We start from the raw sequence: 14,190 nt of genomic DNA, 5'->3' as shown, positions 1-14,190 counted from the left end.
CAGGATTTTCCGCCATATTCGTAATGTTGTTATAAAAATGATGCAAATGTGCAGGAATTAAGGTACGTTCAGGCGATTTCCACTGCTAGGAACCTAAAAATGATGTATTTTTGCAGTAATTTGGCCATCATGAGGATTGGACGGTAGAATTTCCTGCACAATTGCAGGATTTTCCGCTAAGGCGATACACTTTCGCTAGGCGCAGCCCTTTCGCTAGGCGCAGCCTTCACGCTAAGGCGCAGCCCTTACGCTAAGGCGATGCCCTTTCGCTAGGCGCAGCCCTTTCGCTAGGCGCAGCCTTCACGCTAAGGCGCAGCCCTTGCGCTAAGGCGACGCCCTTGCGCTAAGGCGCAGCCTTTCAGCTAAGGCGATGCACTTTCGCTAGGCGCAGACTTCACGCTAAGGCGACGCCCTTGCGCTAAGGCGCAACCTTCACGCTAAGGCGACGCCCTTACGCTAAGGCGAAGCCTTTCAGCTAAGGCGACGCCATTGCGCTAAGGCGAAGCCTTTCAGCTAAGGCGACGCCATTGCGCTAAGGCGCAGCTTGCCAGCTAAGGCCCAGCCTTCCCGCTATGCTTCCTTAAACCAAATCGTCTGAAAGTCGACCCAGCCTTTCGTGTTAATGCGGACGCCCTGCAGCGACGGATGGTAGATCGTCCTCACCGTCTTCGTGACGAGGAACACACTGGCAAACGATTCCTGAAGAATACAGTCGATCGCCGCCTTCCAGCGCTGCTCCGCCTGCTCGCTCGGGTCGGCCAGCAGCCTGTTCGTCGCGTCATCGATGTCGCGGATGATCGCTTCGCTCAAGGCGCCGCGCACAAATTTGCTGTCCGACTGAAGGTACTCCAGCATACGGCCCGGCCCTTCGCTTAACACCGCCTCGAACAAGATCATATCGGCGGCTTCCTGCGTTGAAGGCTCGATCAATTCCGCCCATGGCACGATATGGACGTCAACCCGGACCCCGATCGATGCATACTGCCGCTTCAGCCATTCCGCATCGGGAACGTGTCGGGCAAAGGTGTACAGCTGCAAAGCTTGCCCATCATACCCCGATTGCCGAAGGCTTTCCGCCGCGTCATCCGGCCGGAACATCAAGTCCCCGGCGGAGGCTGCCCGCTCCATATGAAACCCTGCCGCCGGGTAGGCCCGCGGCTCGCCGAGCTCGCCGACCATCCTTTTGCGGTCAACGCCGTACACGAGCGCCCTTCGGAACAACGGACTTTGCAAAACGCCGCCCTTCCTCAGATTAAACACAAGCGTCTCAACCCCTGTCACCGTCTGCTCAAGCGGATAGTCAGGGATAACGGGAACCGTGAATTCCCCCGTCACAACGGTTAAGACGCCTGGGCTGGTTCCGAAGCACGCTTCCGCTTCATTCTCGGGCACGATAATGATCTCGATTCGGTCTATGATACCGGATAACCCATAATAGGAAGAGAACTTCTCCAGCACGACTTTGCCTTTGCGGCGATCCGTGACCCGGTATGGGCCCGAGCCGACAGGCACTTGGGCGCCTGCCGGTTCAGAAGGATAGCTCGACGGCACTATGGAGGCGGCGCTATGGCTCATATACCATAAAAATCGCCGGTTGGGCTTGCTCAGCTTCATGCTCACCGTATAACGCGAGCGTGCCTCCACGCTATGGATATGGTCCGTCAGCCAGCCGTGCATGCTCGGATCATTGCGCAGTCTCGCCAGGCTCGCCCGAACATCCTCCGCCGTCAGCTCCTGTCCGTCATGAAACAGCACGCCTTTGTACAAATAAAACGTCCATTCGGTCGCGTCCTCATTCGACTCCCAATGGTAAGCGAGACCTTTCGTATACGCACTCGCCGCCGCGTCGTACTCCACGAGTCTGCTGAACAATTGATGAACCAAATGCGTGTCGAACGAATAAAACGCGTTCGCGGGGTCCAAGGACACGATCTCGCGGTAAATCGGCAGCCGCAGCGTCTCCACGACGCGTTCCCCTTGGGTTTGATCGGTTTTGTAGCCGAAGTAAGCGATCAGCCATTCCAGAAACTGCGGCCTGACGGAAACGAGGGGTTCATTCGTCTTCAGCCATTCGAACGCCCCCTGCACATCCCCCTCCTTCGCCCGCTCCTGCGCCTCTCGAAGCACCAATGCGGCAGAGTCCATCAGGAAAGCGAGCTCTGATGTATGTCCCCGCCCTCTGCCCGGCACAAAGCGCACCCACTCCAGCTCCACCCATTTTTTTACGATCAGTTTGGCGTTTCTGGGGGTGCAGTAAAGGGCATTCGCGATCTCCTCCATCGAAATCGCGAACGGCTTCCCGTCCTGACGCCCCGGACAGGCCATTCGCAGACGCAAATAATCCTCCGCGACGCGCATCTCTAACACTCCTCTTTGAAAAGATGAAATTATGCCGGCATGATCTACCCTTTTTCCTTCGGCCAGCAGCCTCTAACATAAAGAGCATACTACTTCGAAGGACTGATCTTATGCTTGCAGCCAAACTCAAAAGCGCCAAAAGCGCCGCGTCGAACAATCATTTCGCCATACTATTAACCAGCATTCTATTCGTCAGTATCGGCAATAAAATATACGAGCTCGTGCTTCCGCTCTTAATGTATGAGCTCACTCATTCCTCGGTGTCGATGACTTCGATGCGAACGGCGGAGCTGCTGCCGAACTTCTTCTTCGCCATCGCGATCGGCGTCCTAGTGGACCGGGCGAACAAGAAGCGATGGGCGATGTGGATGCTGGGCTCGCAGGCTGTACTTCTCATCCTGTTCACGTTCCTTTATAAATCCGGCTCCCAGCAGCTGATGTTCTACTATATGATCGGTTTTTTGCTCATGACGTTTGGTTACGGTTTTTTCAACGTTCAAGTCAGCCTCGTCAAACAAACCGCGCAGCCGTCGAAGCTGACGGAAGCAAACGCCCAAATCAGCTTGGTCGAAACGCTCGTCACCGTCATGGGACCCGCGCTGACGGGGCTGCTGCTCCTGTTCTCGGATGTGTCCGACGGCATTCTGATTACGGCGTTATTATTTATTCTATGCCTGCTGTCAATCTCCTTGCTTCCCGCGGAGGCGCCGCGGCTGCACCGGCCGACAACCAATATGGTGCATGAATTCCGCGAAGGGTGGCGCGCCTTCCGATCGAATCGAACGCTATTCCATATCACGATCTTTGTGATGTTCATCAACTGCTCCTTCACCGTTGTGCAGACCTGTCTGGTGTTCCATGCCAAAGACGTGCTGCAGCTTTCGTCCTCGATGCTGGCCGTCATCTTGTCCGCCGCCGGTATAGGCGGACTGGCAGGGAGCTTGATGACCAGCAAGCTTCGCGCAAGGGTCGGCTTAGGGAAAATTTACGGCTTCTCCATCATCCTGCACGCGATCGGCTCGGGGTTGCTAGTGTTTAGCGAATCCATGACCTTATTTGTCACGGCGCTGTTTCTTATCGGGCTCGCCACATCGTTTCACGGCATATCCGTCTATACAATGAGACACGAACAGACCCCTTCTCATCTGATGGGGCGAATCGCCGGGATTACCGGCACGATCTTCCGGATCGGCATGCCGATTACGATGTTCTTATCGGGCTGGATTATCGAAATTTGGGGAACGCAAGCTATTTTTACAGGCGCCGTTGCCTGGAACGCTTTTTTCCTGCTGCTGTATGTCCGCTCGGCGCTCTGGAAGGAAAGATGAGGAATAGACGGGCCGAATCTGAGGCACATTGTAATGGAAACGATATACAATCATGAAGGAGGGGCTGCAGTTTGCCTCACGAGCTCGTAAATGGCGTCAAGCTGCATTACAGTGACAGCGGCGAAGGGATTCCTCTCGTGTTCATCCATCCCCCGCTGCTGACAAGCGCGAATTTTCAATATCAACGGGTGCAGCTTGCGGATGAATTCCGGGTCATTACTTTCGATATTAGAGGACATGGGCTAAGCGAGGAATCGGAAAGCCCGATATCGTATGCGCTGATTGCGGAGGATATTAAACAATTGCTGGACCGCTTAGGCGTAGAGAAGGCGTTCGTATGCGGCTACTCCACCGGCGGAACCGTCGCCTTAAAGGCGCTGCTCGATCACTCCGACCGGTTTCTCGGTGGCATCCTGATCAGCGCGATGTCGGAGGCCAGCGATCCCTATCTCAGGGGACGCATCCGGCTTGCGATCGGATTATCCCGTTGGAAAACAGCCGTTCGCCTCTTAATGCTGGCGATCACATGGGGCAACTCCGACAGCAAACAAACCTACCGCAACATGATGAAGCTGACCGAAAAAGGCAGCACTAGCAATATTCATCAATATTACCGCTACAGCTTAAATTTCAATTGCACGAAGGAGCTGCCAAGAATTAAACACCCCGTTCTGCTCCTCTACGGGGAGAAGGATTGGGGCTTCCGGCGTTACCGCAAACTATTAATGAGCCGATTGCCGAACGCTTCCCTTGTCGTCCTCGGCCAGCAAAAGCATCAGCTGCCAACGAAAGCGGCCGACGAGATGAACGAGGCCATCCGCCAATGGGTTCATTTGCAAGGCTATCCAACCTCAAAAAGCCCCGGGAGCGGTACTAACGACCGCATCCCGGAGCCGTTCATTATCGAAGGCGAAGCGACTGAGCTTCATCACCCGGAAGCATAACCCAATTCATAAGGCCATGACGCTTAACGTCATGGCCTTATCGCGCGAAATCGCGACATATCGTTATACAAACACCATGAGTCCGGCGAACGCCAGCACCCACACCATCGGAATTAAATTGACGATTATGGCCGCCCGCCGCCTGCGCTTATGAATGAGCCAAGCCACCACCGAACAGACGATAACGGCTATGGGGTAAAGCGTAATGGTCCCCACGAACGCCAGATTGGCCGCGCTGAACCCTGCGTCAAAGCTCATAAAGGACAATCCCCATATGACGACCCACGGAATGAGACTAAGCCCAAATAAAACTTGCGTAAGAATAAGATAAACCTTCACAGCCCTATCCCCTTCGACCTGTTCAAATGAATAGCTAACAAATTATAGCATCTCGCGCATCAGTCAGCTATAACAATTTGACATGCCCAAGCAATCACTTATGAAGGCGAAATGTGCTTGAGGGGGGTAATGGACGCCGCTGCCGTCTTAAAGCCTGGCATCTTGCAGTTCGGGTCAAGCTCGGGGTTGGTCGCTTTATTCACATTTTGCGCGCCGCCCCAATGCATCGGCACAAACAGCAGATTCTCGCGAATCTTCGCATTCACCTTGCAGCGAACACTGAATGACCCGCGCCTGGAGCTGATTTGCGCCCAATCGCCATCCTCCAGGCCGTACTTCTTCGCCGTTCTCGGGTGGATCTCCGCAAAGTTATCCACGCTTCGCGCCGCCAATGACGGACTTCGCCGGGTTTGCACCCCGGTCAAATAATGCGAGAGCACCCGCCCGTTCGTCAGCGTAAGCGGATAGTTGTCGTCGGGAAGCTCCTGCGGCTGCCGGCTTGGAACCGGCAAGAAGACCGCCTTCCCGTCCGGATGCGCGAACCGTTCCTCGAACAGAATGCCGCTGCTTTGCTCCTCGTCCTCAGACGGGCAGGGCCAATAGACGCCGCCTTCCCTTCTCAGCCGGTCATAGGTAATGCCGTAATAATCGGCGGCCCCTCCTTTGCTCGCAAGCCGAAGCTCCTCAAAGATTTGTTCAGCGGACGCATAGGTGAAATAAGCCGATTTGCCCAGCCTGGCCGCAAGCTCGCATAAAATATCCCAATCGTGACGCGTCTCGCCCGGAGGCTCCAGCTTCGATTCCCTCAGCAGGACGCGGCCTTCCAAATTGGTGAGCGTCCCGTCGTTTTCCAAATACGCAGTGACCGGCAGCACAACGTCCGCCATCCGCGCCGTCTCCGACAAGAACATATCGGCAACCGCGAGAAAATCGATGTTCTGAAGCGCCTTCTCGACCAGATCGGCGTTAGGGTTCGAGACGACGGGGTTCGAGCCCATCACGAACAGCGAACGAATGACGCCTTGGTGCACAAGCTCCATCATTTCGTACGCCGACACGCCTTTGCGCGGAATACGATCCGGCTCTACGCCCCATACGCCAGCCACATATTTGCGGTCCTCCTCGTTCTCAATGAGCCGGTAGCCCGGCAGCTGATCCGCCTTCTGGCCATGCTCTCTTCCGCCTTGGCCGTTTCCTTGGCCGGTTACGGCGCCGTAGCCGCAGCCCGGCCTGCCGATCTTCCCTGTAGCCAGCACAAGGTTCAAGAAGTTCCGCACTGCCTCATGCCCGTCCGTCTGCTGCTCGACTCCGCGGGCTGTAAATACAATACCGGTTTCGGCCGTTCCGTACAGCTCGGCCGCTTTCTCGATCTGGCTCTCTGTAAGACCGGTTATTTCCGCAATCTCGGAGAGCAGCACCGATTCCAAATGCCTCTCGAGTTCCGGAAATCCGTTTGTCCTGCTGTCGATAAACGAACGGTTTATCCACCCGCCGCGCAGCAGCCCCTTCAGTATGCCGTTCGCGAGAGCGGCGTCCGTGCCCGGACGAAGCTGCAGATGCAGATCGGCCAGCTCGGCGGTTGCCGTCATTCTCGGATCGATGACAATAATAGCCGCTCCGTTCTCCTTCGCTCTTGTCAAATAAGGCATAAGCGTCGGCTGGCATTCGGCGATATTCGTCCCCGCTAGGATGATGCAGCGGGCCAGCGGGATGTCCTCGAGCCTGCAGGTCAGTCCCCGGTCGATGCCGAACGTCTTCACCCCGGCCGAAGCCGCCGCGGACATGCAGAATCGTCCGTTGTAATCGATATACTTCGTGCCCAGTCCAATCCGAGCGAATTTGCCAAGCAGATAAGCCGTTTCATTCGTCAGCGAACCGCCGCCGTAGAGGCCGATCGCATCCGCGCCGTATTGCTCGGATACAGCTTTAAAATGATCGGCGATGAGACCAAGCGCCTCCTCCCAAGAGGCGGGCTGCAGCGCGCCGTTTCTGCGGACGAGCGGCTGCATCAGCCGTTCGCTGCTGATTACATGCTGGTGCGCGTTCATCCCTTTGACGCATAGCCGCCCTTCGGACGCTTTATTCGGGATACCCTCAACCGTATACATCGCCCGCCGTTCGCCCGCCGCCTGCTCATTCTTCGTCAAGCGGATCTTGCACTGAACGCTGCAGAACGGGCACTGCGTATCCACATGCTCCCCCGCCTCCAGCATCGCAGGCCGATTGGTTAACCGGATCATAGCCGCACTCCCTCCCTCTCTAAACGAAACGCGTCTCCCCCAGCCGAAGCAAACGAAGCAAATAACGCCGCGCGCGCTTCCGGGTCAAACAGCGCCTCCCTAATCTCTACGATGCCCTCCCGTTCTACCCACTTCCACATCGGCTCCAGGAAGTCTGCCCGCTCTCTATACAGCTGCAGACATGCGCCCGCGAGCTCAAGCGCCTGCCCGCTCGTCTCCACAAGCCCAAGCAGCTGTCCTTGCTTTACGGGATTCTCCGAATGCCCAGCCGCGTAAATCTCCCAGCCTGCCGGCGATCCGTTCAGCCCGATGTCATGAACGAGCACGCCGACGGCTTGATGAATGCCGGAGGCGGCGGCCGCTCTCACGGGATAAGGGAAGGTTAACGTCTCGCCCATCCGCCGAAGCTCGCCGCCTAAGCAGAGAGCATCATACCCGAATGGCGAACCGGCGCCGTCATCTTCAGCGACGTTAATTTTTAATCCGATAAACGATCTCCTTCCTATCTCACCCGTAAGGCTCCGACCCGCATCAACAATCTTTAACGACATATAATATCGGATTGCCGGCATACACGTATCGCAGCCGGACAGGTTCCGCCATCCGAGCGCCTGCACCGCTTCTTCCGGGCTTCTCCAGCCGCGGTCACTATTTGCGATGGCTTCCTTCACCTCATGATGGGCGCTTTCCGTACATCCGCACATCGGAACGGACTTTTCCGCCATCCCCTCTGCGCCGCTTCGCTTGGCAAAGCCTACGATCGCCTCCACGGTCGCCCGGCAGCCTCCGCATGAACTGGACGCCTTCGTCCGGTCCCGCACCTGATCAGCCGTCTCCAGTCCTTCTTCGGCAACCGCCTTTAAAATCATCGATTTGGTTACGGCGTTGCAGGCGCACACGGTTTCCCGGTCGGGCATCGCGGCGATTATCTCGTCCTGCTCGCGCCCGCCGCCAGACGTGCTTGCCGCGCTCGCCAGCTCGCTCGCCGGCGCTCCTCGCTTCACCATTTGCAGCAGCGCGCCGCTCTCCGCCGTGTCGCCGTACAGAATGGCGCCGCATATACGCCCGCCTCGCATCGTCACTTTTTTGTACGTTCCTTTTATGCCGTCGAACGATTGCAGTGCAGTCTCCGCTTCGATATCGCCGACCGAGAACATCTCCACGCCGGACACCTTCAGCTTGGCGGAAGGAATCGAGCCCGTGTACGGCGCATTCTCTTCGTCTGGCCGGCACAGCGCGCGCGCCAGCACTTTGCCCTGCTCGTAGAGAGGAGCAACCAGACCATACGCGATCCCTCGATGCTCGGCGCATTCCCCTACGGCGTAAATATCCGGAGCGCTGGTCCGCATATAGTCGTCGACAATGATCGCCCTATTCGTTGCGATACCGCAGCCGCGCGCCAGCTCAATATTCGGGCTAATCCCTACGGCGACGATAATCAGATCGGCATCTAGCACGGCTCCTGACGTAAACCTGAGACCCTTCGCCCTGCTGCGCCCGACTATGCTTTCGGTGTTCGCGTTAAGCCGGAAGCGCATCCCTTGACCCTCCAGCTCCTTGCGAAGCAGCTCGGCGGACATCAAGTCCAGCTGGCGGTTCATTAAATAAGGCGCGTTGTGAATGACCTCGGTCTCCATCCCAAGATGAAGCAGCCCTCTCGCCGCCTCCAATCCGAGCAGACCGCCCCCGATCACCGCCGCCTTCCGGTACTTCACCGCATAGTCCATCATGACGCGGCAATCGTCCATGTTCCGGAATGCGATAACGCCCGGCTTACGAATGCCGTCAATCGGCGGCATAAACGGCGAAGAGCCCGTCGCCAGTATAAGAACGTCATAGCCCGCCTTTATACCGGACGCCGTCTCTACGATTTTTTCTTCCTTACGGATCCGGACCACGCTCTCCCCGGCAAGCAGCTCAATGCCGTTCTCCTTGTACCAGGACCAATCGTTAAGGACGATCTCATCCATCGAGGAATTGCCCTGCAGCACTTTGGACAACAGAATCCGGTTATAGTTCGGCCGCGGCTCGCTGCCGATAATCGTAATATGGAACCGCTCCGGATCCAGCTTTAATATTTCCTCTACGCACCTAACCCCTGCCATGCCGTTTCCGACTACAACCAGCTTTGTTTTTTTCACGAATTCTCACATCCCAAGAAGAACGCCCCTCGGCTTCCCAGATTGAAAAAAAGCATAAAAAGCCCTTTCCCGCTTTATACGGAAAAAGGCATCGTCGCCTGCTGAACACGCACCCCATTGTGCGGCTCACATCATAAGGCTAGCGTAGAGCATGCCGGAACATATGTCAATATATCTAACATAAAATAGACTATAAATTGTTTTCCGTGTCACGCCTCAGCCATATTGACAACTCAGAAAAGGGGAACTATAATTCGTTGTGTGAACTTTTCTGACATAAAATAGGAATGGCAACGGCGCACAATGACGTGCCGCCAAATTCGGCAACGAAGCCGCATTCGATCCCTTTAACAAGGGCAGAGTGCGGCTATTTTTGCTTCCGAAAAGGAAAGAAAGATGAAAAGGGAGAGATGGAGATGGAGATGGAGAAAAAAAGTTTTTGGCAAAGCGGCCACCGACCTACCCTGTTTAGCGCATTTCTTTATTTCGATGTAAGCTTTATGATCTGGGTGCTGATCGGGCCTCTAGCCGTCATTATCGCACAGGATTACCCGATGACTCCCGTCGAAAAAGCAAACCTCGTGGCGCTGCCGGTGCTCGGCGGATCCATATTACGTCTCGTGCTCGGCTATTTGACCGATTATATCGGGCCGAAACGAACGGCCCAAATCGGGATGATCGTGACGATAGTGCCGCTTGTCATGGGCTGGCAGTTCGTAAAGTCGCTCGATCAGCTTTATATCGTCGCGCTGCTGCTCGGCGTAGCCGGCGCTTCGTTCGCGGCCGCGCTGCCGCTCGCCAGCCAGTGGTATTCCAAAGAGCATCAAGGGCTCGCGATGGGCATCGCCGGCGCCGGCAACAGCGGCACCGTAATATCGACCCTGTTCGCGAACCGGATCGCGCAGCATTTCGGCAGCTGGGAGGTTGTTTTCGGCCTCGCTCTCATTCCGATCGTGGTCGTATTCATTTTCTTCACCCTATTTGCTAAGAACAGTCCGAACCGCCCGGCGCCGCGGACGCTTGCCCAATACGGCAACGCCTTCAAGCAGCGCGATACTTGGATTTTCTGCGCGTTTTATTGCGTCACCTTCGGAGGCTTCGTCGGCTTGTCCAACTACCTGACCATCTTCTTCAATACCCAATACGGCCTCGATCCGGTCCGCGCGGCAGACTTCACGACGACAGCCGTTATTGCGGGCAGCTTCTTCCGTCCGGTCGGCGGCTATTTGTCGGATAAATTCGGCGGCACCCGCATGCTGATCATGCTGTACTGCGGCGCGGGCATCCTGCTTGCTTCCGTGGCGTCGATGCCGGCCTTGCCGGTCGTCATCACGCTGCTGTTCCTGGCGATGATGTGCCTCGGCATGGGCAACGGCGCCGTGTTCCAGCTGGTCCCGCAGCGCTTCGGCAACGAGATCGGCCTTTTGACCGGCATCGTCGGCGCCGCAGGCGGACTTGGCGGCTATGCGCTTCCGCTCGTTCTCGGCCGTCTCTACCAGTCCACCGGTTCCTATACGCCTGGCTTCCTCACCCTTAGCGCAATTGCGCTCTGCGCGCTAATCCTGCTGGCGGTCGCGCAGCTTAGCTGGCGCAACAAATGGCTGGGCAAGGGCGGTAAAGCGCGGCTCGAACCGGCGGGCGATACCGGCGTTCAGCTCTAGCTTCGCCGAACCGTCCGATTCTTGCTTTCAGAGGCCGGCCTCCCTCTTCTTCCCGGGACTATGATACACTTGGGCTATAAGAACGGGGAGGTCGATCATGGATGAAGCTAGAATTAGAAGCCATCGTGAAGGAATTGGACAGCCGCGAGACGTTGTCCGCCTTGCTGCCGAAGCAGATATGGAGCGCTTCCTTGGAGGCCCGTATCGACGCGCTCGAATGGAATGGCCGCGACGACGAAACGGCGGTCATCGCTTTAATGGCGGGCCTTCACCTGCGGAACGACAGCTTGGACGCGTCCCACTCCTACGCGCAGCAAATCGAGCATGACGCCACCGGCGCTTACTGGCACGGCATCATGCACCGGATGGAAGGCGATTTCTTCAACTCGAAATATTGGTTCCGTCAGGCGGGCCGTCATCCCGCAATGGAGCGCACCCGTCTTCTCGTCGCGGACTGGCTGGATAGGGAACCGGAAACCGAGCTGTCCGGCCTCGATTCGTACGCGCAAGGCATACTCGCATCCTTCCGGTCAGAATCTGGCTGGGATCCGTCCCGGTTCGTCGATTTGATCGTCTGGCAGGAGAAGCAAGGAGCGGCGGGTACGGCACGGCCGCTGCTGGAGAAGATCCAGCGCATCGAGATTCAGACCCTGTTCGCCTATACGCTGGAGAAGGCGCAGCCCTATTTGACGGAATGAAGAAACGGCGTCCAAGCACTGCTTCAAGAGCAGGCTTTGGACGCCGTTTTCCTATTTAGAAATTGTTATAAATCGCGTCGGCCGTCACTTTGCCGCTTGCGACATCTTCGGAAGTAAAGCCGGACACCGTGTTGCCCACCTTAAACTCCTTGCTGACCAGCTGCTCGGACGGATCCGGGGCATTCGGCCCGGTAATGCCGTATACGGTCTCGTCGGTAACCGTAACCCACAAGCTGCCGATGCGGAAGCTCTTGCCGTCTTCGCTGACCTCCTCGATGACGCCGTCGATATTCACCTGCTGTTTGGCAGAGTGCGGCGGGACGCTTACGACTGGCGGGCCTTCAGCGCCTGGCGTACCGTTGTTCGGCAAGCCCATATAGATGCCGAACGCCAGTACGGCGCATGCCGCAAGACCGACGGTCCATGCCGCAGCTTTTCTCGTTGCTTTGAATGTTCTTTGGGTTTGGTTGGACATCTTCAGTCCTCCTTTATTCAAATGGCTCTGCTCGATTTGCTGCGCTTCTCGCCGAAGCCGCTCAAGCGTTCTCTCTTTAAAGTCATCGCTCGTTTTAATCCGCGAGACGGCCGACCTGTAGGTTGGTTTTTTCATGCCCATTGTCCTCCTAACGCTTCTTTCAAACGCTTCCGGCCGCGCGCCAGCCAGGTGCCGACCGTAGCCGGCTTCGTCTGCAAGATCTCCGCGATTTCCTCTAGGGAATACCCCTCGTAGTAATGCAAATGAATAGGAAGCCTGTACTTTTTGTCGAGAGCAAACACGGCGTGAAGAAGCTCCTGTTCTTCCTCGGGCATATACGCCAAGTCTTCCGGTATCGGATGCCGGCTCCGAAACCAGCCTGATTTGACCGCGTTTTTGCTTTTATTAATCGCTGTCCGGATCAGCCATGCCTTCTCATGCTCGGAGCTTGCGAATACGGGAGCTTGGCGCAAATAGGCCAGGAATACCTCTTGCGCCACTTCCTCCGCATCGGCGATATTTTTGACGTAAGTAAACGCGATTCTTATCAGACTGTCCGAATATCGGATAACCGCTTGCTGGACAGATTCACCGAGCTCAGATGAATCTTTCACATGTAGCCCCCCTTTCATAAGAAATACAACTCAGAACACGCGCATTTTTCACAGGGGTTAAAAAATATTTTAGTTGGACCCATCATTGCAGCAATCGTATCTATTTTCAAGCAAAAAGGCGTCCCTCATCGCCTTAGGCTTTGAGGAACGCCGTTTACCGCTCATCCGTATTGAAGCAAGCTATACGCGTATCTCTTCTCGAAACACGTGACGGTGCAGAAACCACTCCGCCACCCCAAGAATAAGCGAAATGATAAGCAGCTCGCCGAACGACAGACTCCAGTCAAAGAAATAGGACAACAGCCACAAATAGCCAGCGGCCATTACGAAATCGCAGACAGTCGCGAAAAAATTGTTCGTTGCGCGCAGAATCAGCTGGTCGCCGATGAAATAGGCTAGAACGGTTAATCCTGTGGCGGCCGCCACGGCGCCCCAAAATGTAATTTCGGTATAATAAAGCATCAGCGCAACGACGATCGCTCCGTTAAGGATATACTTCAGTAGAAATTTTAACATCGGTCACGCAACTCCTTTCTCCGCCTGCAGGCGAAGGTAATTTTAGGACTTACGTTATACCATTCCACAATTCACATAAATTATCCGCAGCAATCATAAACCCGCTAACCTTGCGGCTAGCGGGCTCTGTGCGCAAGACGAGTTTCGAAATCCGCGCCAACGAGGCGGTTTACCATCGGATGCGGGAGATGAGCTGAATGATTCCGCTTCTCTCTCCCACTTCCATCTCCCACGTTTCGATCTCTTTTTTCACTCTCTCTAAGCCGGTATAACCTTTCGCCAATCCGTTCATGCGGGCGGCAATCGTAGAATCGTTAAATTCGGCATGCGTATCAAACAGCGGCAGTAGCGTCTCCATCGCATGGGGATACCGCTTCAGGTAATATTTTTGATGCCGCTCCTCAGCGAGGTAAAAACTGGCATACGGATGAATCTCCGTATCCGGCTCGCCCCGTCCCCCAACCTTTAACTCCTGAAGGACTTGATGGATGACTTCTTTCTGGGACGCATCCTCATAGAACAGCAGAGACTGATATTGCCTGCCTTTATAGCCATTAATATTGCTCGGCTTATGATTGTCCCAAAATACGGTGACGATTTGCCGGAAGGATAGCTTCGAAGGGTCGAACTCTACCTGCACCGTCTCCGTATGATCGCCCATCTCCCGATAGCTTGGATTCGGCGAGCTGCCGCCGGCATAGCCGACCCGCGTTCGCACAACGCCCGGCAGCTGTCCGAACAGCGCCTCCGGGCTCCAAAAGCAGCCCATGCCGAATGTCGCCTGCTGGATGGATTCGATCTCAGGCCGGAAAAGCGTTCTGTTCGTTTGACTCATGCTCCTCCTCCTCCTCACAGCATCATTTGCATTTGCGGTTA

The 14,190-nt window shown here is 55.9% G+C and carries 12 protein-coding genes; 4 read left to right on the top strand and 8 right to left on the bottom strand.

Annotated features, from left to right (window positions below; all coding sequences use genetic code 11):
* Positions 1-570: 570 nt before the first annotated feature.
* A complete protein-coding gene (locus tag D3P08_RS00840) occupies positions 571-2,358 on the bottom strand; it encodes an ABC transporter substrate-binding protein (RefSeq protein WP_119597538.1) in 1,788 nt (595 codons plus the stop codon).
* A 110-nt stretch (positions 2,359-2,468) separates the two neighbouring features.
* On the opposite strand from D3P08_RS00840, the gene D3P08_RS00835 reads away from it, so the two are divergent.
* Together D3P08_RS00835 and D3P08_RS00830 are read left to right on the top strand one after the other, a co-directional pair.
* Positions 2,469-3,686 carry an MFS transporter gene (locus D3P08_RS00835; protein ID WP_162848319.1) on the top strand — a complete coding sequence of 406 codons (1,218 nt, stop codon included), beginning with the start codon at positions 2,469-2,471 and terminating at the stop codon, positions 3,684-3,686.
* Positions 3,687-3,757: 71 nt separating this feature from the next.
* Positions 3,758-4,630 carry an alpha/beta fold hydrolase gene (locus tag D3P08_RS00830; protein WP_119597536.1) on the top strand — a complete coding sequence of 291 codons (873 nt, stop codon included), beginning with the start codon at positions 3,758-3,760 and terminating at the stop codon, positions 4,628-4,630.
* 63 nt (positions 4,631-4,693) lie between these two features.
* Here D3P08_RS00830 and D3P08_RS00825 read toward each other — a convergent pair whose 3' ends face one another.
* The 3 genes from D3P08_RS00825 to nirB all read right to left on the bottom strand — a co-directional run bounded on the left by D3P08_RS00825 (position 4,694) and on the right by nirB (position 9,350).
* A complete protein-coding gene (locus D3P08_RS00825; protein WP_119597535.1) occupies positions 4,694-4,969 on the bottom strand; it encodes a hypothetical protein in 276 nt (91 codons plus the stop codon).
* Positions 4,970-5,067: 98 nt separating this feature from the next.
* Positions 5,068-7,209, bottom strand: a complete 2,142-nt coding sequence (gene nasC, locus D3P08_RS00820) for an assimilatory nitrate reductase catalytic subunit NasC (protein ID WP_119597534.1) — start codon at positions 7,207-7,209, stop codon at positions 5,068-5,070.
* Positions 7,206-9,350, bottom strand: coding sequence for a nitrite reductase large subunit NirB (gene nirB, locus D3P08_RS00815; RefSeq protein ID WP_119597533.1), 2,145 nt, complete (start codon positions 9,348-9,350; stop codon positions 7,206-7,208). The genes nasC and nirB overlap by 4 nt, the downstream gene beginning before the upstream one ends.
* Positions 9,351-9,772: 422 nt before the next feature.
* Here nirB and D3P08_RS00810 point away from each other — a divergent pair, with 422 nt between their 5' ends.
* Both D3P08_RS00810 and D3P08_RS00805 read left to right on the top strand, forming a co-directional pair.
* The gene (locus D3P08_RS00810; protein WP_119597973.1) at positions 9,773-11,011 is read left to right on the top strand and encodes a nitrate/nitrite transporter; all 1,239 of its coding nucleotides are present in this window, start codon (positions 9,773-9,775) and stop codon (positions 11,009-11,011) included.
* A gap of 101 nt (positions 11,012-11,112) precedes the next feature.
* Positions 11,113-11,709 carry a hypothetical protein gene (locus D3P08_RS00805; protein ID WP_119597532.1) on the top strand — a complete coding sequence of 199 codons (597 nt, stop codon included), beginning with the start codon at positions 11,113-11,115 and terminating at the stop codon, positions 11,707-11,709.
* A 55-nt stretch (positions 11,710-11,764) separates the two neighbouring features.
* Here D3P08_RS00805 and D3P08_RS00800 read toward each other — a convergent pair whose 3' ends face one another.
* From D3P08_RS00800 to msrA, 4 genes are all read right to left on the bottom strand, one after another.
* On the bottom strand, positions 11,765-12,319 hold the full coding sequence (locus tag D3P08_RS00800; protein WP_119597531.1) for a hypothetical protein: 555 nt from the start codon (positions 12,317-12,319) through the stop codon (positions 11,765-11,767).
* Positions 12,316-12,798, bottom strand: a complete 483-nt coding sequence (locus D3P08_RS00795; RefSeq protein ID WP_119597530.1) for an RNA polymerase sigma factor — start codon at positions 12,796-12,798, stop codon at positions 12,316-12,318. The genes D3P08_RS00800 and D3P08_RS00795 overlap by 4 nt, the downstream gene beginning before the upstream one ends.
* 180 nt (positions 12,799-12,978) lie before the next feature.
* The gene (locus D3P08_RS00790) at positions 12,979-13,314 is read right to left on the bottom strand and encodes a DUF2512 family protein (RefSeq protein ID WP_119597529.1); all 336 of its coding nucleotides are present in this window, start codon (positions 13,312-13,314) and stop codon (positions 12,979-12,981) included.
* A 169-nt stretch (positions 13,315-13,483) separates the two neighbouring features.
* Positions 13,484-14,149: a peptide-methionine (S)-S-oxide reductase MsrA gene (msrA, locus tag D3P08_RS00785; protein ID WP_119597528.1), complete on the bottom strand. Its 666-nt coding sequence runs from the start codon at positions 14,147-14,149 to the stop codon at positions 13,484-13,486.
* Positions 14,150-14,190: the final 41 nt, after the last annotated feature.

It is taken from the genome of Paenibacillus nanensis (assembly GCF_003583765.1).
In the GTDB taxonomy this organism is placed as follows: Bacteria; Bacillota; Bacilli; order Paenibacillales; family Paenibacillaceae; genus Pristimantibacillus; species Pristimantibacillus nanensis.
Note: the sequence above shows the minus strand (reverse complement) of the source record. Positions and strands in the feature narration are given on the sequence as shown.